The organism is Rhizobium laguerreae, from assembly GCF_002008165.1.
Taxonomy (GTDB): Bacteria; Pseudomonadota; Alphaproteobacteria; order Rhizobiales; family Rhizobiaceae; genus Rhizobium; species Rhizobium laguerreae.
Genome location: NZ_MRDM01000010.1, coordinates 601,868 through 622,108 on the forward strand (window position 1 = coordinate 601,868; position 20,241 = coordinate 622,108).

At 62.4% G+C, this 20,241-nt stretch carries 16 protein-coding genes and 1 pseudogene; 8 read left to right on the forward strand and 9 right to left on the reverse strand.

Translation table 11 applies throughout. The features are described 5' to 3' along the window. Positions 1-72: 72 nt before the first annotated feature. Positions 73-2,583, forward strand: coding sequence for a ligase-associated DNA damage response DEXH box helicase (locus tag BS630_RS11495; RefSeq protein WP_077977497.1), 2,511 nt, complete (start codon positions 73-75; stop codon positions 2,581-2,583). A 60-nt stretch (positions 2,584-2,643) separates the two neighbouring features. Further along, positions 2,644-3,381 carry a ligase-associated DNA damage response endonuclease PdeM gene (pdeM, locus tag BS630_RS11500; RefSeq protein ID WP_183594480.1) on the forward strand — a complete coding sequence of 246 codons (738 nt, stop codon included), beginning with the start codon at positions 2,644-2,646 and terminating at the stop codon, positions 3,379-3,381. Positions 3,382-3,639: 258 nt separating this feature from the next. On the opposite strand, the gene BS630_RS11505 is transcribed toward pdeM, so the two are convergent. The 9 genes and pseudogenes from BS630_RS11505 to BS630_RS11545 form a co-directional block, all read right to left on the reverse strand. Beyond that, positions 3,640-4,221 carry a transglycosylase SLT domain-containing protein gene (locus BS630_RS11505; RefSeq protein WP_077977498.1) on the reverse strand — a complete coding sequence of 194 codons (582 nt, stop codon included), beginning with the start codon at positions 4,219-4,221 and terminating at the stop codon, positions 3,640-3,642. A gap of 165 nt (positions 4,222-4,386) precedes the next feature. After that, complete coding sequence (locus BS630_RS11510; protein WP_077977499.1) at positions 4,387-4,944, reverse strand: dihydrofolate reductase family protein; 558 nt, start codon at positions 4,942-4,944, stop codon at positions 4,387-4,389. Between the two features lie 203 nt (positions 4,945-5,147). Continuing rightward, positions 5,148-5,948, reverse strand: a complete 801-nt coding sequence (locus BS630_RS11515; protein ID WP_077977500.1) for a TIGR02186 family protein — start codon at positions 5,946-5,948, stop codon at positions 5,148-5,150. Continuing rightward, positions 5,948-6,871: a sulfite exporter TauE/SafE family protein gene (locus tag BS630_RS11520; protein WP_025393069.1), complete on the reverse strand. Its 924-nt coding sequence runs from the start codon at positions 6,869-6,871 to the stop codon at positions 5,948-5,950. The genes BS630_RS11515 and BS630_RS11520 overlap by 1 nt, the downstream gene beginning before the upstream one ends. 43 nt (positions 6,872-6,914) lie before the next feature. Then, complete coding sequence (locus tag BS630_RS11525; RefSeq protein WP_131639796.1) at positions 6,915-7,133, reverse strand: hypothetical protein; 219 nt, start codon at positions 7,131-7,133, stop codon at positions 6,915-6,917. 51 nt (positions 7,134-7,184) lie between these two features. Continuing rightward, entirely contained in the window at positions 7,185-10,991 is a 3,807-nt protein-coding gene (locus BS630_RS11530) for a peptidoglycan-binding protein (protein WP_077977502.1), read from the reverse strand. Positions 10,992-11,330: 339 nt separating this feature from the next. Next, positions 11,331-11,432, reverse strand: a pseudogene (locus BS630_RS38640) (VOC family protein); the annotation flags it as partial. 9 nt (positions 11,433-11,441) lie between these two features. Further along, on the reverse strand, positions 11,442-12,143 hold the full coding sequence (locus BS630_RS11540) for an SDR family NAD(P)-dependent oxidoreductase (protein ID WP_077977503.1): 702 nt from the start codon (positions 12,141-12,143) through the stop codon (positions 11,442-11,444). Positions 12,144-12,352: 209 nt separating this feature from the next. Beyond that, on the reverse strand, positions 12,353-12,763 hold the full coding sequence (locus BS630_RS11545; protein WP_240601902.1) for a hypothetical protein: 411 nt from the start codon (positions 12,761-12,763) through the stop codon (positions 12,353-12,355). Positions 12,764-13,059: 296 nt separating this feature from the next. On the opposite strand from BS630_RS11545, the gene BS630_RS11550 reads away from it, so the two are divergent. The 6 genes from BS630_RS11550 (at position 13,060) to BS630_RS11575 (ending at position 19,949) form a co-directional block, all read left to right on the forward strand. Beyond that, complete coding sequence (locus BS630_RS11550) at positions 13,060-14,856, forward strand: acyl-CoA dehydrogenase C-terminal domain-containing protein (protein WP_077977504.1); 1,797 nt, start codon at positions 13,060-13,062, stop codon at positions 14,854-14,856. A 100-nt stretch (positions 14,857-14,956) separates the two neighbouring features. Continuing rightward, positions 14,957-16,165, forward strand: coding sequence for an acetyl-CoA C-acetyltransferase (locus tag BS630_RS11555; protein WP_025393073.1), 1,209 nt, complete (start codon positions 14,957-14,959; stop codon positions 16,163-16,165). A 2-nt stretch (positions 16,166-16,167) separates the two neighbouring features. Further along, complete coding sequence (locus tag BS630_RS11560) at positions 16,168-16,551, forward strand: cupin domain-containing protein (protein WP_025393074.1); 384 nt, start codon at positions 16,168-16,170, stop codon at positions 16,549-16,551. A 16-nt stretch (positions 16,552-16,567) separates the two neighbouring features. Then, complete coding sequence (locus BS630_RS11565; RefSeq protein ID WP_077977505.1) at positions 16,568-18,781, forward strand: 3-hydroxyacyl-CoA dehydrogenase NAD-binding domain-containing protein; 2,214 nt, start codon at positions 16,568-16,570, stop codon at positions 18,779-18,781. A gap of 159 nt (positions 18,782-18,940) precedes the next feature. After that, positions 18,941-19,459 (forward strand): YdeI/OmpD-associated family protein, encoded by a 519-nt coding sequence (locus tag BS630_RS11570; RefSeq protein WP_245310403.1) that lies wholly within the window; start codon positions 18,941-18,943, stop codon positions 19,457-19,459. 280 nt (positions 19,460-19,739) lie between these two features. Next, entirely contained in the window at positions 19,740-19,949 is a 210-nt protein-coding gene (locus tag BS630_RS11575) for a cold-shock protein (protein ID WP_003545273.1), read from the forward strand. Positions 19,950-20,241: the final 292 nt, after the last annotated feature.

Sequence of the window (20,241 nt, forward strand, 5' to 3'; positions counted from 1 at the left end):
ACCGCGGCACACTTTTGCGCGACATGCTTTGGCCGCTCTTCTTTTTCCCTGGCGTTTGACTACTTTCAGGACGTGGACCAGATCGATTCCGAAGCCCGTGCCCTGCTTCCTGCCGCCTTTACCCGCTGGTTTGCGGAAAAGGGCTGGCGCCCGCGTGTACATCAGCTGGAACTGCTCGCCCGCGCCGAGGCCGGGGAAAGCACGCTGCTGATTGCGCCGACCGGCGCCGGCAAGACGCTCGCCGGTTTCCTGCCCTCGCTCACCGATCTCACCCGCCGCGGCAAGATCCCGCCCGGCTCCGCCTTCACCGGCATCCATACGCTCTATGTTTCGCCGCTGAAGGCGCTTGCCATCGATATCGAGCGCAACCTGATGAAGCCGGTCGAGGAGATGGGCCTGCCGGTCACCGTCGAAAACCGCACGGGCGATACGCCGAACGCCAAGCGCCAGCGCCAGAAGCTTAATCCGCCGGATATTCTGCTGACGACGCCGGAACAGGTCGCCCTGCTGCTGGCGAACCGGGAGGCCGAGCGCTTCTTCAAGGACCTGAAATATATCGTCCTGGACGAGCTGCATTCGCTCGTCACCTCCAAGCGCGGCCACATGCTTTCGCTCGGCCTTGCCCGCCTGCGCCGGCTTGCCCCCGGCCTCAGGACCATCGGTCTCTCGGCGACCGTCGCCGAGCCGATGGATCTGCAGAAATGGCTGGTCGGCCAGGAAGAGGGTAGCGAACATCATGCCGGCCTCGTCGTCGTCGAAGGCGGCGCCAAGCCCGATATCTCGATCCTGTCGACCGAGGAGCGTATTCCCTGGTCCGGCCATTCCGCCCGATATGCCATTCCAGATGTCTACCGCCAGCTCCTCGAACATCGCACGACGCTGCTCTTCGTCAACACCCGCAGCCAGGCAGAAATGCTTTTCCAGGCGCTCTGGACGATCAATGACGACAACCTGCCGATCGCCCTCCACCACGGCTCCCTCGATGTCGCCCAGCGCCGCAGGGTCGAGGCGGCGATGGCCGAAAACCGGCTGCGCGCCGTCGTTGCCACCTCCACCCTCGATCTCGGCATCGACTGGGGCGATGTCGATCTCGTCATCCATGTCGGCGCGCCGAAGGGCGCCTCGCGTCTTGCCCAGCGCATCGGCCGCGCCAACCACCGCATGGACGAGCCCTCGAAGGCGATCCTCGTGCCCGCCAACCGTTTCGAGGTCATGGAGTGTCAGGCCGCCCTCGATGCCAATTATATTGGCGCGCAGGACACCCCGCCGGTTGGCCGCGGCGCGCTCGATGTGCTCGCCCAGCATGTGCTCGGCATGGCCTGCGCCGAACCTTTCGACATGCTGGAACTCTACGATGAGGTCATCAGCGCCTCGCCCTATGCCGATCTGAGTTGGGAGACCTTCGAGCGCGTCGTCGATTTAGTCGCAACCGGCGGTTATGCGCTCCGCACCTATGACCGCTACGCCCGTATCCGCAAGACAGCGGAGGGCCGCTGGCGCGTCTCCAACCCTGCAGTCGCCCAGCAATACCGTCTCAACCTCGGCACCATCGTCGAGAGCCCGATGCTGAATATCCGCATGGTCAAGCGCGGCGAGGGCGGTAGAATCGGCCGCGGCGGCGCCACGCTGGGGAAGGTCGAGGAATATTTCCTCGAGCAGTTGTCGCCGGGCGATACCTTCGTCTTCTCCGGCAAGGTGCTGCGCTTCGAGGGCATCCGCGAAAATGAGTGCCTGGCGTCGCAGGCCTTTTCGCTCGATCCGAAGATCCCCTCCTACAATGGCGGCAAGTTTCCGCTGTCGACCTATCTCGCCGAGCAGGTGCGGGCGATGATCGCCGATCCCGATCGCTGGCGCCACCTGCCGGATCAGGTGCGCGACTGGCTGTCGCTGCAGGACGACAAGTCGATGCTGCCGAAGCGCGACGAGTTCCTGATCGAAACCTTCCCGCGCGGCAGCCGCGCCTATATGGTCGCTTATCCCTTCGAAGGCCGTCTTGCCCACCAGACGCTCGGCATGCTGCTCACCCGCCGGCTGGAGCGGATAGGCGCCAAGCCCCTCGGTTTCGTCGCCACCGATTATTCGCTGGCCATCTGGGGCCTCGAGGATATGGGACTGATGATCCGCAATGGCCGGCTCAATCTCTCCGACCTCTTCGACGAGGACATGCTCGGCGACGATCTCGAAGCCTGGCTGGACGAATCCTTCCTGTTGAAGCGTACCTTCCGCAATTGCGCCGTGATTGCAGGCTTGATCGAACGCCGCCATCCGGGCAAGGAAAAGAGCGGCCGCCAGATCACCGTCTCCGCCGATTTGATTTATGACGTGCTGCGCAGCCACGAGCCGGATCACATCCTCTTGCAGGCGACGCGGCAGGATGCGGCGACGGGGCTTTTGGACATTGGCCGTCTTGGCGATATGCTGAGGCGAATCAGGGGCCACATCACCCACCGCGCTCTCGACCATATTTCCCCGCTCGCCGTGCCGGTGATGCTGGAAATCGGACGCGAGGCGGTGCCGGGCGAGGCCCATGACGCACTCCTGGCCGAAGCGGCGGACGATCTGATCGCCGAAGCGCTCGCTTGACGAGAATCGGGCCTGATGAGAATTAGGGCCCGACGATTTAGGCCTGACGACGATTTGGGAATGACGACCGTGATGAACCGCCTGGCGTTGGCGCGCGACATATCAGGACTGGCCGCGATGCCGGGCATCGAGACATCGGTCCATGGCATTGCCGCCGTCTGCGATCCGCTCGGCGCCCTCTATCTGCCGGATGCCGGCCTGCTTGTCGTCTCCGACCTGCATCTGGAAAAGGGCGCAGCCTTTGCGCGCCGCGGCATGATGCTGCCGCCTTACGATACGCTGGCGACGCTGACCGTCCTTGCCGCCGTCATTTCCCGCTATAACCCGAAGCTCGTTATCTCGCTCGGCGACAATTTCCACGACCGCATCGGTTCCAAGCACCTGCCGGAGAATTTTCGCGCCCTGATCGTCGAGATGGTGCGCGGCCGCGAATGGATCTGGATCAATGGCAACCATGATCCGGATGGCATCGTCGATTTGCCGGGCACATCTGCCGACGAGATGCATTATGCCGGCCTGACCTTCCGGCACGAGCCGAAGAACGGTTTGCAGAGCGGCGAAATCGCCGGCCACCTGCATCCGTCGGCGACCGTGCGCCGCCGCGAGAAATCCGTCCGCCGCCCCTGCTTTGCCACTGACGGCGCCCGCCTGCTGATGCCGGCCTTCGGCCTCATGAGCGGCGGTCTGGATCTCGGCCACCAGGCGATGAAGGGCCTATTCGACAAGGCTTTGCTGGTGGCGCATCTGCTCGGCAAGGACCGGATCTATTCTGTCAGGTATGGGAATTTGTGGGGATAGCGCTTGTTATCTCGATGTCCCACGTAAGCCCCCTCTGCCCTGCCGGGCATCTCCCCCACAGGTGGGGAGATTGGCTGGGCGCACTGGCTTCCCCAAATAATGAGCGTCCAGCACGGCGAAACGGTAGATGGACAGGAAGTTCAAGCCACTTGTGATCTCCCCACCTGTGGGGGGTCCGAAGGACGGGTCGAGACACGTGGCTCGACCCCGGGCCCGGCAGGGCAGAGGGGGGCGGACATGGCACGCCCTTGAATACCCTCAATTGCACTCCTGCAGCTGCCGCTGATAGGTCCCTGCCATGCGCGCAAACTTCTGCGCCGTCTGCTGCAATTGCCCGTTCGAGCGCCAGTCGCCGCGTTTGTACCCTGTCGGACCGGAATAATAGGCAAGATAGAGATTATAGGCATCGTTCAGCGGAATGCCGGTCTCCTGGCTGTTCTGATAATGATACCAGCCGATGAAATCGATCGCGTCGGCGAAGTTTGCCCGTCGCGCCGTCCAGTTCCCCGTCTGCGACTGATAGTGATCCCAGGTCCCGTCGAGCGCCTGCGAATAGCCGTAGGCGGTCGAAGGACGGGACCAGGGAATGAAGCCGAACAGCTTGGTGCGCGGCGGCCGCGCATAGGGCTGGAAGCCGGATTCGGTATACATCGTCGCCATCAGGATCGGCACGGGCACGCCGTATTTCTTCTCCGTCCGTTCGGCGGCGCTCTGCCAGCTGGAGAAGAGCCCGTCGCGCTCGTCGAAGACGGCACAGATGTTCCTCGTCTGCTTCGGCGCCGTCGCGCAGCCGGCAAGCAGCGCCAGACCCACGGCCGTCAGAACGATACGAGTACGCATGACAAAACCTCTCGTTTCCGAGAGATTACTAACTCGTAAATGTTAAAAACCGGTTTTTAGTCGAATGCGAACTTCCCGGGCTGCTCTCTTGTGCGGCCAGGGATGATTACCCTGGCCTGATCACCGGGACGGCGTCGCATCAAAATCGCACCGGGTGGAACGCCACTACGCTTTGACGGGTTCGTAGCGAAGGATCACCGCGCCGCCTTCCGTCGTCGAGGATTCGATGAGCTTTAGCGGCACCCGGCCCTCTGCCGGTTTGAAAAGCGGATTGCCGCCGCCAAGGATCACCGGCACCAGGCAAACCCTGATTTCGTCGATAAGACCGGCCTTCAGCAGAGTGTCGGCAAGCTCGGCGCTGCCGAAGATGAAGATCGTCTTGCCGTTCTCCTGCTTCAGCCTCGTCAATTCGGGGATCGGATCGCTGACGACGCGGGCATTGTTCCAGCCGGGCTCGCTCATCGTCCGCGACACGGCGATCTTGGCGATGCCGTTCATATAGGCCTTGATCTCACCTTCGCCCTCGGCGGTCGGCCAGTAGGAGGCCATGCCCTCATAGGTCTTGCGGCCAAACACCAGTAGATCGCCCTCCCTGCCGAATTGTTCGGCATAGCGCTGCAGCTCGGGCCCCCAAGCGAAATTGTGGAAGTCGATATCCCAAGGCTTCGTGCCTTCGAAGTAGCCATCGAGCGTCATCAGGTTCCAGACAACAAGCTTTCTCATTTTCATCCTCCTTCTGAATTGTCATCCATCATGAAAACTGGTTGCGTTTAACAACTGGTTGAAAGCTAAGCCGACTGATAGCGAAATGCAAGCGGTTTTTTTGGAGTAGCGCATTCGGGCAAGCAGCTGCTCCTGCAGGCCTTCGCCTCAACGCCTTGCTGAGCCTACTTTCGGGAGGAAATCCTGAGCGCCTTGGCGGCGGGTCAGTCCTTGCGGAAGATCAGGCTGGCACCCCAGCCGGTGATGACGGCGAGCAGCACGGCCGCAAAGCCGTAGAGGATCGGCTGCTCATGCGCCGCATCGGTGATCGTCTGCTCGATGCCGGTCTTGATGACCCGCAGCGGCAACGATTTTTCGGTGACGAAAAGGCCACTCTTGAAGAGGTAGGCGCGCACGGTGTGCACCCCGTTCGGAATATTTGCCGGCAGGCGCAGGCTCGCCTTGAAAAGGTTGGAGGAAACGAACCGCACACCGCTCGGGTTGCGGTCGTAGAGCCCGCCGCCCTGCTGCAGCCGCCGGAAGGCGTCGCGGAACTCGCCGAGATTGCTGCCGTCGCCGACGAAGCCGACCGGCGTCAGCGGAATGTGGTCGATGCCGATCCCCTGATCGGTCAGCTCGAGCGGTGTCGTCAGATCGTCGATCATGCGCGAGCTCGACATCGAATAGGAATGCGGCACCGCTTCGAAGGTCATCGAGCGGGTGTTCACCCAGATGCCGAAGACGCGTTCCTTCCTGCGCACCGTCGCATCCTCGCGCGGGCCCTCCAGTACCACGACCACGTCATATTGGCCGATGGCGAGCAGCAGCTGGTCGGTATTCGAGAGCGCCCCGAAGATGGTGAGATCAGCGCCGTGGAAATCCGAGGTGATGGCGATTTCGCTGGTCGACGTGCCGATTTCCAAAACTTCACGCACCGCTTCCGTTGCTTGCCCCGGCAACCACTGCGCTCCGGCAGAGGTCGGCAGCAGGCAAAGCAATGCGATGACAGCGGCAGCCAGGCGCATCAGTTGCCCGCTCCCATCACCACCGAGTAGACGTCCGCCGGCGTCACCACCAACGCGACCGCCAGACGCACGCCGACGGCGAGCACCAGCAGGCCGAGCAGGGCGCGCAGCTGCTCGCCGCGCAGTTTCTGGCCGACGCGCACGCCGTATTGCGCCCCGATCACACCCGCCACCATCAGGATGAAGGCGAGCACGATGTCGACGGAGAAGTTGGTCGCCGCCTGCACGATCGTCGTATAGGCGGTCACGAAGATGATCTGGAACAGCGAGGTGCCGACGACGACATTGGTCGGGATACGCAACAGGTAGATCATCGCCGGCACCATGATGAAGCCGCCGCCGACACCCATGATCGAGGTGAGGATTCCGATCGCAAAGCCGAGTGCGACGATCGGAATGACGCTGAGAAAGATCTTTGATTTCTTGAAGCGCACCTTCAGCGGCAGCTTGTGCACCCAGTGCTGGTGACCGGGCTTGCGCGGTACGGGCGGCTCGTTGCGCGCTGCCCGCCGCATGGCATTGATGCTTTCGAGCAGCATCAGTCCGCCGACGGTGCCGAGGAAGATGACATACATCAGCGAGATGATGAGATCGAGCTGGCCGATGGCGCGCAACAGCGAGAAGATCCAGATCCCGACCGTCGCACCCGCAAGGCCGCCGACCAGCAGCACCGTGCCAAGCTTGACGTCGAGCGAGCCGCGCCGGAAATGCGAGATCGCGCCAGATATCGACGACGCCACCACCTGGTTGGCGCCGGTCGCGACTGCGACAACCGGGGGGATGTTGTAGAAGATCAACAGCGGCGTGATGAGAAAACCGCCGCCGACGCCGAACATTCCAGACAGGAATCCGACGGCCGCCCCCATGCCGAGAATGATGAAGATGTTCACCGACAATTCTGCGATGGGCAGATAGATTGTCACAGCCGACCCCGAATGATGACCGCCCCTGCCGGGCGGTTTCTTGTCACGTCCCCGTTCGAATGCGCACCATACTGTGAAATCGTTGCCAGAGGCTTTCGATCGGCCCCGTGATTAAGCCATAGAGAATGACGGAGAGATCGGTGGCAGAGGATTCGCCGGATGCGCGGATCGATATGTCCGGGCATAATCCGGCTTTTTTCAGGTTTTGTGACAGGCGACGGCAAAATTGAAAAAAGCCTTGCGGCATAGTGCCGCCAGGCACTTTTCATCGCCCGGAATAAAGAGGCTATCCTGCGTCGATGCGACGCGGGCGTCAGATTGCCTTGCTGCCCTGCTTGTTGCGCTCGAGCAGCGCCTTCACGGTCGCGTCGGTCACCTTGCCGTCCGGCTCTTGGCCGACGGACTTCTGGAAGTTTTTGATCGCGGTCACGGTCTTGGCACCCATTTCGCCGTCCGGCACGCCGGCGTCGAAGCCGTTATTGTTGAGGATCGCCTGGATGTTGCGGATCGCCTTCTTCATGTCGACGCTCGCTGTCTTGACGCCGGTTCCCGCCCATTCGTCGGGAATGTCGATGGCGTTCGTGCGATGGTCGACCGGCTCCGCCTTCCAGAGATCGGCCTTGGCGCGCGCCCGTTCGAGCTGGTCGGGCTTCATGGCTTTGGCCACTTCGTCGCGCTTCTGCGCCGCATCCTTGTCGCCGCCCTTGGCGGCGATCGCAAACCACTTGTAAGACTCTTCGAGATCCGCCGGAACCCCGTTGCCGCGCGCGCAGAGGATTGCCAGGTTGAACTGGCTGTCGGTGATGCCGAGGTTCGCTGCCTTGGTGAACCACGAGGCGGCCGTCGCATAATCCTGCTGGCCGAGGGCGCCGGAGGCGTAGAGGACGGCAAGATTGTGCATGGCGCTGGCATTGCCCTGGTTTGCCGCTTGCTCGTAAAAACCCTTCGCCTTGGCGATGTCGCGTTCGACGCCGTTGCCCTTCTCGTACATGCTGCCGAGCCGGTATTCCGCAGGCGCAAAGCCCTTATCGGCCGCAAGCTGGTACCAGCCTGCGGCCTGCTTCTGATCGACCGTCATGCCGTTGCGGCCGTCGGAATAACGCGCGCCGATCTCGAACAGCGCCAGCACATCGCCGCTGCTCGCCGCATCGGCAAGCGATTTCGGCTGGACGGTGTCGGGAATGGTGATGGCCGGTGCGGGTGCTGCCGCAGCCGGGGCGTTCGGAACGAAGCCCGATGCTTCCTGTGCCGCGCCGGACGGACCGGGAGCGGCAAAGGTCGCTGCCCCTTCGCCGTCAAGCGGTGTCTCGTCGGTCAGATGCTCACCGCCGACCGGCGGGACTGCGTCCGGCTGCGCCTGTTCGGCGGCGGGCGGTACAGCTTCCGCTGCCGGAGCGGTCGTTCCGAGAGCGGCGGCATCCGGCTGGGCGGGTGTCGCGTCAGGCAAGGCTGGCGCCGGGTTTTCCGCGCCGGTCAGCGCCGAGACTTCCGCTGGCGGCTGCGGCGCGCGCTCGCCGCTTGTCAGCGTTCGGGCGAGCGGAAAGGCCATGATCGCGAGCAGCACGGCGCCGACAGCCAGCAGGATCGGCCGCCGGTAGCGCGAAAAGGCGCTGGTCTTGCCGGTCTTGTCAGAAGCCTTGTCGACCTTGTCGGCATTCGCGCCCTTCTTCTCGGCCTTGCCGGCTACCTGCTTCGGATTGGCATCCACCTCCATCGCAGCCGCCTGCGCCGCACGGCGCGCGGCAGCGATATAATCTGCGCGATCGGTTTCGCCGGCAGGTTTGCCGCGTGCCGCACTCTGGCTGGCGCGAACCCGTTCAAGGATCTTCTTCACGTCAGGCGCGCCCGAACCCGGCTCGAGCAATTCGTTTGCCGCATCCGTCGGCACGACGTCGGTGGGATCGATCGACGGCGCTGGGTCGATCATCGGGCGTTCGGTCGTCCGGCTCTCGGCCTTCTTGCCGGGCAGCAGCCGCTTGCCGAGGTTGGCGAGCAGGCTGGCCTTCGCCGGCGCCTGTGTCCGTGCCGCTGTCGCAGCCTCCGTCGTCCTGGTCGCGGCTTCGATCGCGATCGCGCTCGTTCCGCTCATGGCGTTGGTTTGTGCCGGGGCGTTGGCTTTTGCCGGGGCGGCAGGCTCTGTTGCGACCTCGGCCGTGCGGATAACAGGAGAAGCTTTCGCTATCGGGGCAGCGGCCGGCGTCCTGTTCATCTCGGCTTCGGCCACCATCAGCGCATAGGGATCGACATCGAAATCGACGTCGGCGATCGGCATCTGGGCCGCCGGCCGGCCGCGATCTTCCATGCCGTCGAGGCGGTCGGCGATATGCACCAGCGTCTCGTGCAGCGCCTGGAAAGTCTTGTGCGTGCGTTCTTCGCTGTCGCGGCTGAGATCCTCGAGGTGGCGCAGATCCTCGGCCAGTGCCGTCAGCGCCGACATGTCGGCGGCGGGCATGACACCCTGCGGGCCGCCATGGCGCGAATAGGCTTCGACGACGGCCTCTGCCGCCTGGCGTGCCGCCTCGATGATATATTCGTCGCTCGTTGCCATGTAATCTTCGATCGCGCCCATGCGCTGGTCGAATTCGGGAGGTATCGCAGCGCTTTCGCGCGGCGCGCTCATCAGTGCCGAAAGATTGGCGATCTGGTCTTCGAGGTTCTTCAGTGCGTGCGGATCGGTCGGCGCTGCCGATGTGCTCTCCTCCAGCCGGGCGGCAATGTCGCTCAGCCGCCCTTCGAGACGCAGGAAGGCGCTGTCGTCGGCTACAGCGGCGGGCGCCGGCGCCTGCTGCTGATGGGCCATCTCGTCGATGCGCCGGGCGAGATGGTCGAGCCGCTGCGCCAGCACGTCGTTGACGGCGCCGTTCTCAAGCGCGTCGATCTTGCGGGAGATGTCGGAAAGCGTGCCGGTGAGATCGGTCTGCGGCGCAGTCTCCTGCGTGCGCTCTAGCAGATAGGAAAGATGTTCCAGCCGTTCGTCGAGCCGCGACGTCGATTCCGCCTTCGTCAGTTCCTCGACGCGTCCCGTCAGCGCCTCCAGCCGCATCGCCAGCTCGTCGGCCGGGTTCACGCGGCTGGCCGCATCATGGCTCATCAGGTCGATCTGGTCGGCGAGCGCCGCAAGCCGGCTTTCCAGCCGCTGCATCAGACCCGGATCATTTGCAGTGGCGGTGCGGCCGCTTGCCGCGATTGCCCGGCTGATCTCGTCGAGCCGCATGTCCATGGCGGCGAACTGCTCGGACATCACCCGGTCGTGCGGCTGGATCATATTGCCGAAATGCTCCATCGCCGTGGCGATCGAGATCAGCTTGTCTTCCAGCGCCCGAACAGCCGGGCTTTCGCCCATGCCGCCGATATGGCGCTTGATATCATCGAGCCGATAGGCGAGCGAAACGAGCTCTTCCTGCAAACCCTCGGTATCGAGCGCCGCAAGCCGGTTTTCGAAACCATCCCAGCGATTTTCCAAATGGCGCAGCGAATCCTCGCGCGCCAGCCCGTCCATCAGCGAGCGCAGCTCTTCGAAATCCTCGCGAAGGCCCGTGGCCTCCGGTGCGGCGGAGCGGCCGGTCAGCTGGGTGATGCTCTGGGCAAGGCGGCCCATATCGGCGCGCATGTCGTCGGCGAAACGGCCGTCTCCGGCATTTGTCTTGATGTCGCGCAGCTCGGTGCGCAGCGCGTTCATCTCGCGGGTGACGCCCTCGGAAATGTCGCGCTTCAGGTCCTGCCGCAGATTGACGAGCGCTTGGGCGATCTCCGTCATCGTGTCGTCGCCGGCGCGCAAGGCCGGTGCCCGCACTGGGGCAGCGGCGCGTGGCGCAGATTCACGAAGCTGCGGAGCCTGCTCGCGTGCGTAAGGCCGCTCGCGGCCGGCTTCAAGCGCGCGCTGGCGTTGACGGATTTCGGCGAGCGGGTCCGGCCGCGGCTCGGGCGGGGCCTTTGCGGCCCGGGGAGCATGGGAGCCGGCATAAGGATCGCGCTCGGCCGTTGCCGTGCGCGGCCGCTGTTCGCGCCCGCTGCCCATCAGCCCTTCGATGCGCGCCTCCAGCCCTTCGATCGTGCGGTTCAGCGCATCGAGCGAGGTCCTGTCGGACTGTCGGGAAGGATTTGATCGCGATCCGTTCATCTTCTTGCTCGCTTCGACTGCTCGACCCCTCGTCAGAGCTCGATCTTTGGCTTTTCGTCTGCTGCCCGCTTTACGCGGACCTGAGCGCACCATTCATAAGAAGCTAGTCAATTAGACTTTCCTCAAGCTGAACGATGTAGCGGCATCCTAAGGGAACGCGAGACGGGGGAAAGGAATGCGGATCACTACTGCTCAATCCGCACCTTTCACGAAACGTGGTAAACAAGCCGTTAATGCCGATGGGAATTTTTTAACGTTTGTGTTCCAAACGCCGTTTTTGGCGGCAATTGCCCCCGAACGCGTCATATCGAATGGCGCGCTCGCGCGCTCAGGCCGGCCTGGATATTGCAGCTCGATCTTCACGCCTTTAGGACCATAGACGAAGACCTGGCCGAGATCAGTGCCGGGAATATCGTAATATTCGTAGCGATAGCCGCCCGCCAGCAGGGCTCAGAAGCTCTCCGTCCAGGGCCGGACTTCCACCTCCAGCGACCATGCGCTGCGGTGCTGGCGAAGCACATCGATATAGGTCTGGGCGATCGCATCCGGCAGCAGCGTGCCATCCGGCTTCTCCACCCGGTCCGGCCGGATCTGCGAGCGCACCGCGCCGTCGATGACGAAATGCGCGACATGGATGCCCATCGGCCCGAGTTCGCGGGCGGCACTCTGGGCAAGGCCGCGCAGCGCGAACTTGCCCATCGCGAAGGGGGCCGATTGCGCAAAGCCCTTCACGCTTGCCGACGCGCCGGTGATGAGGATGGCGCCGCGGCCGCGCGGGATCATCCGTCGCGCCGCCTGCTGCACCACCAGGAAACCGCCGAAAGCAGTAGTCGCAATCGCCTTTTCGACCTCGGCGGGATCGAGTTCCGCCAGCGGGCCGCGCTGACGGGCGCTGGCATTGAAGATCACCACGTCAGGCCCGCCGATTGCGCCAGCGGCCTCTTCGAAGAGTGCCGCGACGCTCGCCGGCTGCGAGACGTCGGCGGTAAAGGCGCTGGCGCCCGTTTCATCGACCAGCGCCTGGAGTTTTTCGATATTGCGGGCGGCGAGCCCGAGCCTGACGCCCTGCGCCGACAATTGCCGCGCAAGCGATGCGCTGATGCCGGAGCCCGCGCCGACGATAAGCGCGCTCTCATAGGGAAAGTCGGTCATAATATCTTCCTCGATGGATCGTCCGAGAGACGTAGGAAGCCTGAACGGCCTTCGCCACAACTCGGCCGGAATTTCAGCGCGCTGCGTCGAATCGATCGAATAGGCGCTGATGCGCGAGAGATGGATGAAGGGAAGGCCGGTCTGCAGAGACCAGCCGTTGAAGGCGGGCTCGAAGTCGAAGGCGCACGGCTCTTTGCGCAGAGGCGCTACTACGGCTTGTCGATCAAAAGAGGAGCCACCAACGGCTTTGGCTTGTTACCCTTGTAAAACATTAGTCTTGCTGTCGAACAATAGCTCTTCAAATCGCTTTTGGCTTCTTTTTCAAGCCGCGCCATTTCTGATCCGAAATAGGGATTGAGTGGCGGATAAATACCGGTTCCGTACTGGTAACCGGCAAAGAAATCGGCATTTAGCTCAAGCTTCCCGCAATACATACCCGCAACGACCGCCCCGGCGGAAAAGGACAGAAACTGCTCTTTCGTCAATTTGGGATGGAGCGCCGGTTCCTGCGCAATTGCCGCCGAACAACTGATCAGCAATCCTGTGACGGCACCAATTATCTGTTTCAAATGATTTCCCGAACGCGCTATTTCATACATTCCGATATAGCAGCCGGCCATTGAACCATCGCAACCGATTTATCGCGATGGTTAAGACAGCAATACCGAGCTACTGCGCTGCAACGGTTTGTTCTCGTCTGCCCTCCGTGCGCGCGGTTACAAACGCTTCCGCTTTGACTCCTTTCCGCGGTGGACAAGCAAGATGAGATGACGTCTCCTCCAGATTCATGCTCTCGAATTTTTTCAGGAAAAGACGGCGCGACTGCAAAATTTGACGTTTACGCAAACGTCAATATTTTGTAAGATAGTGGCAAGGCCGTCGCGATCCGGTCAGTTGAATGGGAGGAATTTGAGAGATGCCAGTCTACAAGGCCCCGATGAACGATACGCTTTTCGTCCTGAACGACGTGCTAGGTCTCGAGCGCTACAATAATCTGCCGGGTTTTGCCGACGCGACCCCCGATATGATCGAAGCGATCCTCGGCGAGGCCGGGAGGGTTGCCGAGGAAGCTCTTTTTCCGCTGAATTATTCCGGCGACCAGGAAGGCTGCACGCGTCACGACGATGCCAGCGTCTCGACGCCGAAGGGCTTCAAGGAGGCCTATAAAGCCTATCGCGAAGGCGGCTGGATCGGCCTTGCGGTGCCGGAGGAATTCGGCGGGCAGGGGCTTCCCTATACGCTGCACACCGCCGTCGGCGAATATACCTCGGCTGCCAACATGTCGCTGATGATGTATCCGGGCCTGACGCAGGGCGCGATCGCGGCACTCCTCGTCCACGGCTCCGATGAACAGAAGGCCACCTATCTGCCGAAGATGGTGGACGGCACGTGGTCCGGCACCATGAACCTGACCGAGCCGCATTGCGGCACCGATCTCGGCATGCTGCGCACCAAGGCGGTGCCGCAGGCCGACGGCAGCTACAAAATCTCCGGCCAGAAGATCTTCATCTCCGCCGGCGAGCACGACCTGACCGATAATATCATTCATCTGGTGCTGGCCCGCATCGAGGGTGCGCCCGAGGGCACCAAGGGCATCTCGCTCTTCATCGTTCCGAAATTTCTCGTCGGCAAGGACGGCGTGCTCGGCGCCCGCAACACTGTCTCCTGCGGCGCCATCGAGCACAAGATGGGCATCCACGCCAACGCCACCTGCGTGATGAATTACGACGAGGCGACCGGCTTCCTGATCGGCGCCGAAAACCGCGGCCTCAACGCCATGTTCGTTATGATGAACGAGGCGCGCCTGATGGTCGGCCTGCAGGGCATCGCCATTTCCGAGATCGCCTATCAGAACGCCGCCAGCTACGCCCGAGACCGCATCCAGGGCCGCTCGCTGTCCGGCCCCAAGGCACCGGACAAGAAGGCCGATCCGATCATCGTCCATCCGGATATTCGCCGTACGCTGATGACCATCCGTGCTTTCAACGAGGCCGGCCGCGCCTTCCTGCTCTGGACCGCGCTCAAGTCCGACATCGCCCACCGCGCTAGCGACGACAAGGAGCGCCAGACGGCCGACGATATTCTCGGCCTCGTCACCCCGATCCTCAAGGGCGTGATGACCGACAAAGGCTTCGATCATGCCGTCATGGCCCAGCAGGTCTTCGGCGGCCACGGTTATATCGAAGAACACGGCATGAGCCAGTATGTGCGCGATGCCCGCATCGCCATGATCTATGAGGGCGCCAACGGCATTCAGGCGCTCGATCTCGTCGGCCGCAAGCTCGCCTTGAACGGTGGCCGTGCCGCCATGGCCCTCTTCAAGGAGATCGGTGATTTCTGCGAGGAGAACCGCAGCAACGAAAAGCTCTCCTTCTTCACCAAGCATCTCAAGAAGGGCTTGAACGACGTCCAGGGCGCGACCATCTGGTTCATGCAGAACGCCATGGCCAAACCCGATAATGCCGGCGCCGGCTCGACCGACTACATGCACCTCTTCGGCCTCGTCATTCTCGGCTATATGTGGGCGAAGATGGCCAAAGCCGCCGAGGATGGCCTTGCATCCGGCGATGCGGCTCGCGAGGATTACCTGAAGAACAAGCTGGTCACCGCCCGCTTCTTCATGGAACGCCTCATGCCGGAAACCGCGCTTCGCAAGGCCCGCATCGAGGCTGGCGCCGACACGATGATGGAACTGGCCGCCGAAGCGTTTTGAGCCGGTTCTCCCTCCCCCTTGTGGGGAGGGCTGGGGAGGGGTCTTATCTCCTCCTTCCAAGAGTTCAGGCAAGATAGATTGCCGTCAGGGAGATGAGACGATGACCGAGGTTTTCATTTACGACCACGTGCGTACGCCGCGCGGCCGCGGCAAGAAGGACGGCGCCCTGCATGAGGTGCCCTCCGTCCGCCTTGCGGCAAAGACGCTGGAGGCAATCCGCGACCGCAATGGGCTCGATACGGGAACGGTCGACGACATCATCATGGGCTGCGTCGATCCGGTCATGGATGCCGGCGCCGTCATCCCCAAGGCCGCCGCCTTCGAAGCCGGTTACTCCACGAAGGCGCCTGGCATGCAGATTTCCCGCTTCTGCGCCTCCGGCCTCGATGCCGTCAATTTCGGTGCCGGCAAGATCGCCCAAGGGGCCGACGATATCGTCATCGCCGGCGGCGTCGAAAGCATGTCGCGCGTTGGCCTCGGCATGTCCGGCGGCGCCTGGTTCATGGACCCGTCGGTAAATTTCCCGGCCTATTTCATGCCGCAGGGTGTCTCGGCTGACCTGATCGCCACCAAATACGGCTTCAGCAGAACCGATGTCGATGCCTACGCGGTCGAGAGCCAGATGCGCGCCGCCCAGGCCTGGGAAAAGGGCTGGTTCGACAAGTCGGTCATCCCGGTCAAGGACCAGAACGGCCTGACGATCCTGGCAAAGGATGAGCATATGCGTCCCGGCACGGATATGCAGGCGCTCGCCTCCCTCAATCCGTCCTTCCAGATGCCCGGCGAGATGGGCGGCTTCGAGGCCGTCGGCATCCAGGCCCATCCTGAAATCGAGCGCATCAACTATGTCCACCATGCCGGCAATTCCTCCGGCATCGTCGATGGCGCCAGCGTCGTCCTGCTCGGCTCCAAAGCCGGCGGTGAGAGCATGGGCAAAAAGCCGCGCGCCCGCATCAGGGCTTTCGCCAATATCGGCTCCGATCCGGCCCTGATGCTGACCGGGCCTGTCGACGTCACCGAGAAACTGTTGAAACGATCAGGCATGAGCCTTGCCGACATCGATCTCTTCGAACTCAACGAGGCCTTCGCTGCCGTGGTGCTGCGCTACATGCAGGCCTTCGACATCGACCATGACAGGATCAACGTCAATGGCGGCGCCATCGCCATGGGCCATCCGCTCGGCGCCACCGGCGCGATGATCCTCGGCACGGTGCTGGACGAACTTGAACGCCGCGACCTCAACACCGCGCTGGTGACGCTCTGCATCGGCGCAGGCATGGGCACGGCAACGGTTATCGAGAGGGTCTGACGATGGGCTTCAACACCGGTACGATCGAAACCGAATATGCCGAGGTCACCGAGCACTGGTCGCCCCGCGTCATCGCCGATCTCAACGGCCAGAGCGTCAAGCTCGCCAAGGTCCAAGGCCAGCTCGCCTGGCATTCGCACCGCGACGAGGACGAGCTTTTCCTCATCTGGAAGGGCGCGCTGACCATCGAATATCGCGACCGGCCGCATGTGCATCTCAAGGCGGGCGATTTTCATGTCGTGCCGAGGGGTGTCGAGCATAATCCGGTTGCCGAGGAGGAATGCTGGATCGTGCTTTCCGAGCCGTCGCAGACCAAGCATACCGGCGATGTCGTCACCGAAAAGACGAAGACCTTAGACGCGCAGCGCAGCCATTTGCCGGCCTGATCGGGGAGGAAACCCAATGACCTACACCAATTTCACGCTCGAAACCGACGCCGACGGCATCGCTCTCGTCACCTGGGACATGCCCGGCAAATCGATGAACGTCTTCACCGCGGAGGTGATGGTCGAACTCGACGCGATCATCGACGCCACGACCGCTGATGCCGCCGTCAAGGGCGTCGTCTTCACCTCGGGTAAATCCTCCTTCTCCGGCGGCGCCGATCTGTCGATGATCAAGTCGATGTTCAGTTCCTACCAGGAGGAGAAGGCAAAGAGCCCCGAGACGGCCGTGCAGAACCTCTTCGGTCTGGTCGGCCGCATGAGCGGCCTGTTCCGCAAGCTCGAAACATCGGGTAAGCCCTGGGTTTCAGCCATCAACGGCACCTGCATGGGCGGCGCTTTCGAACTGTCGCTCGCCTGCCACGGCCGCGTCGCCTCCAATGCCAAGAGCGTCAAGATCGCGCTGCCCGAAGTGAAGGTCGGTATCTTCCCCGGCGCCGGCGGCACGCAGCGTGTGCCGCGGCTGGCGAACGCCCAGGATGCGCTGCAGATGATGACGACGGGCCAGTCGCTGACCGGCTCCCGCGCCAAGGCGATGAACCTCGTGCATCAGGTGGTCGAGCCAGATCAGCTCATCCCGGCAGCCAAGCAGATGATCAAGGATGGCCTGAAGCCGGTCGCCCCCTGGGACGAGAAGGGCTTCAAGCTGCCTGGCGGCGGCATCTGGACGCCGGCCTCTGCCCAGCTCTGGCCGGCAGCCCCGGCAATCCTGCGCCGGGAAACATCGGGCAATTATCCGGCAGCGCTTGCCATCCTGAAATGCGTCTACGAAGGCCTGCAGGTGCCGTTCGACACCGGCCTGAAGATCGAGCAGCGTTATTTCACCGAAGTGCTGCAGACCCGCGAAGCCTTCTCGATGATCCGTTCGCTGTTCATCTCCATGCAGGAGCTCGGCAAGGGCGCCCGCCGCCCGGCAGGTCACGCGATGACCGAGCTGAAGCATGTCGGCGTCGTCGGCGCCGGCTTCATGGGCGCCTCGATCGCTTATGTCACCGCCGCCGCCGGAATCCCGGTGACGTTGATCGACCGCGACATCGAAGCGGCGACCAAGGGCAAGACCGTCTCCGAAGGCCTGGTCAAGGATTCTGTCGGTAAGGGACGTATTACGCAGGATGAGGCTGCTGCATTGCTCTCCCGCATCACGCCCTCGGCAAACTATGCCGACCTCGCCAATGCCGATCTCGTCATCGAGGCGGTGTTCGAGGATCGCGAGGTGAAGAAAGCGGTCATCGAGGCGGTCGAAGCCGTGCTGCCGGAAGGCGCGGTCTTTGCCTCCAACACCTCGACCCTGCCGATCTCAGGTCTCGCCAAGAATTCGAAACGCCCGGCCGATTTCATCGGCATCCACTTCTTCTCGCCTGTCGAGAAGATGATGCTGACCGAGGTCATCCTCGGAAGCGACACCGGCGACAGGGCGCTGGCTGTTGCTCTTGACTATGTCGCAGCCATCAAGAAGACGCCGATCGTCGTCAACGACACCCGCGGCTTCTTCGTCAATCGTTGCGTGCTGCGCTACATGTCGGAAAGCTACGACATGCTGATCGAGGGTGTGCCGCCTGCCATGATCGAGAATGCCGCCAAGATGGCCGGCATGCCGGTCGGTCCCTTGGCGCTCAACGACGAGGTCGCTATCGACCTCTCGCTGAAGATCCTCAAGGCCACGGTCGCCGATCTCGGCGAAAAAGCCATCGACCCCAAGCATATGGAACTCATCTCCCGCATGGTGGAAAAGGAGGGCCGTTTCGGCCGCAAGAATTCCAAGGGCTTCTACGACTACCCGCCGAAACCGGCGAAGAAGTCCCTCTGGCCCGACCTCAAGAACCTCTACCCGCAGAAGCCGGCGGATGAGGTTGACTTCAACGTCCTCAAACAACGTTTCCTCGTTACCATCGCGCTCGAAGCCGCCCGCACCGTCGAGGAAGGCATCGTCACCGATCCGCGCGAAGCGGATGTCGGCTCGATCCTCGGCTTTGGCTTCGCGCCCTATACCGGCGGCGCGCTGAGCTATATCGACGGGATGGGTGCGAAGGCTTTCGTGGAATTGGCAGAAAAGTTAGCTGCTGCTTACGGGGATCACTTCAGCCCGACGCCGCTGCTGAAGGACATGGCCGCTAAGGGCGAGACGTTCTACGGCCGGTTCGACCCCTATGCGAAGGTGGGGAAGGCGGCCTAGGCCGCCTTTCAGCTGTGCAGCTCTTGCCGGGTTTCAAATTGAATGGGACAGGGTGGCTGCGGCAATCTCAACCGCAAGCAGCGCACGCCTCGCTGTCACCTGGACCGGACCGCCCATGCAACCATCAACCGATATCCTAGGATTCGCCGATCCCATGGCGTGGGAATCCTGGTCTGCCGGCATCACGCAGCATCGACCGGCGCTTGGCTGAAGATCGGCAAGAAAAATGCGAAACGAACTCTGATCACCATCGACGAGGCGCTGGATGTGGCGCTCTGTTACGGCTGGATCGATAGCCAGCGCAAAGGATTTGACGCGAACTCCTACCTGCAGCGCTACTCGCCCCGGCGAACCAAAAGTCCGTGGTCCAAGCTCAATGTCGATCGAGTAGCAACACTCGCAGAAGCTGGCCGCATGCGGCCCGCAGGACTTGCCGAAGTCGCTGCCGCCAAAGCCGACGGACGGTGGGCTGCCGCCTACGCTCCGCAGCGCGATGCCAGCCTGCCGGACGATCTGCTGGCGGCGCTCGCTGAGAACGCTGCCGCCGGCGCTGCCTTTGCGCGGCTCGACAAGACCGGCCAATATGCAATCGTTCTTCCGCTTCTCAAGGCAACGACCCCGGAAGTGCGGGTCGCCCGCCTCGGCAAGGCGATCACCAGGTTGGCGCAGGCAGAATAGACAGTATTTTCAGCCTCTGCCCAATTCTTGCCGCCGGTTTTCCGCGCTGCTCGGCGGGGAGAGACCTGCCGGCGGTGCCTGAAACGTCGTCGATTTCCCTTGCTGCGGCCTTGTCACGGACACAATTTCCGATTACATATTCGCGCATCGATCTTGCTAGATGAACTTTGAAACGACCTCGCGTCGTTCCTGGCGAACTTCCTCCAAAATCGGTTTTCATCGCCGCTTGGCATTTATCCGAGCTGCAGTCTTCTATGAACGATTCGAAAAGGATATCGTCATGAGCACAGGTACCGTAAAGTGGTTCAACGCAACCAAGGGCTTCGGCTTCATTCAGCCGGATGACGGCGCAGCCGACGTTTTCGTCCACATCTCTGCCGTTGAACGCGCTGGCATGCGCGATCTCAAGGATGGCCAGAAGCTGTCTTACGAGCTCGTCCGCGACAACAAGTCCGGCAAGATGTCGGCAGACCGCCTCCAGGCGGCCTGAGCCTTTTACAGCGCCGCGCGTCTTCTGGACGCGCAAAGGACGCTGTAACACTTTGACTTGCTGCAAATGTGCAGCAAGTCTCTAAATATCATCTCCGGATCGTGACCACGGATGTACTGGCACGGTTCGTTGAGATAGCAGGGAAGGTCGGGTTAACCCGGCCTTTTTTTGTGTCTGGCTGGCTGATGTGGTGCCCAGTTGGCGGAGTAGCCGGCCACGGCACGACCTTAAAGAATCTTCCGTTTCGCCAAGCTGAATACGTAACCGGCGACAACAAGCCCCGCAATACAGG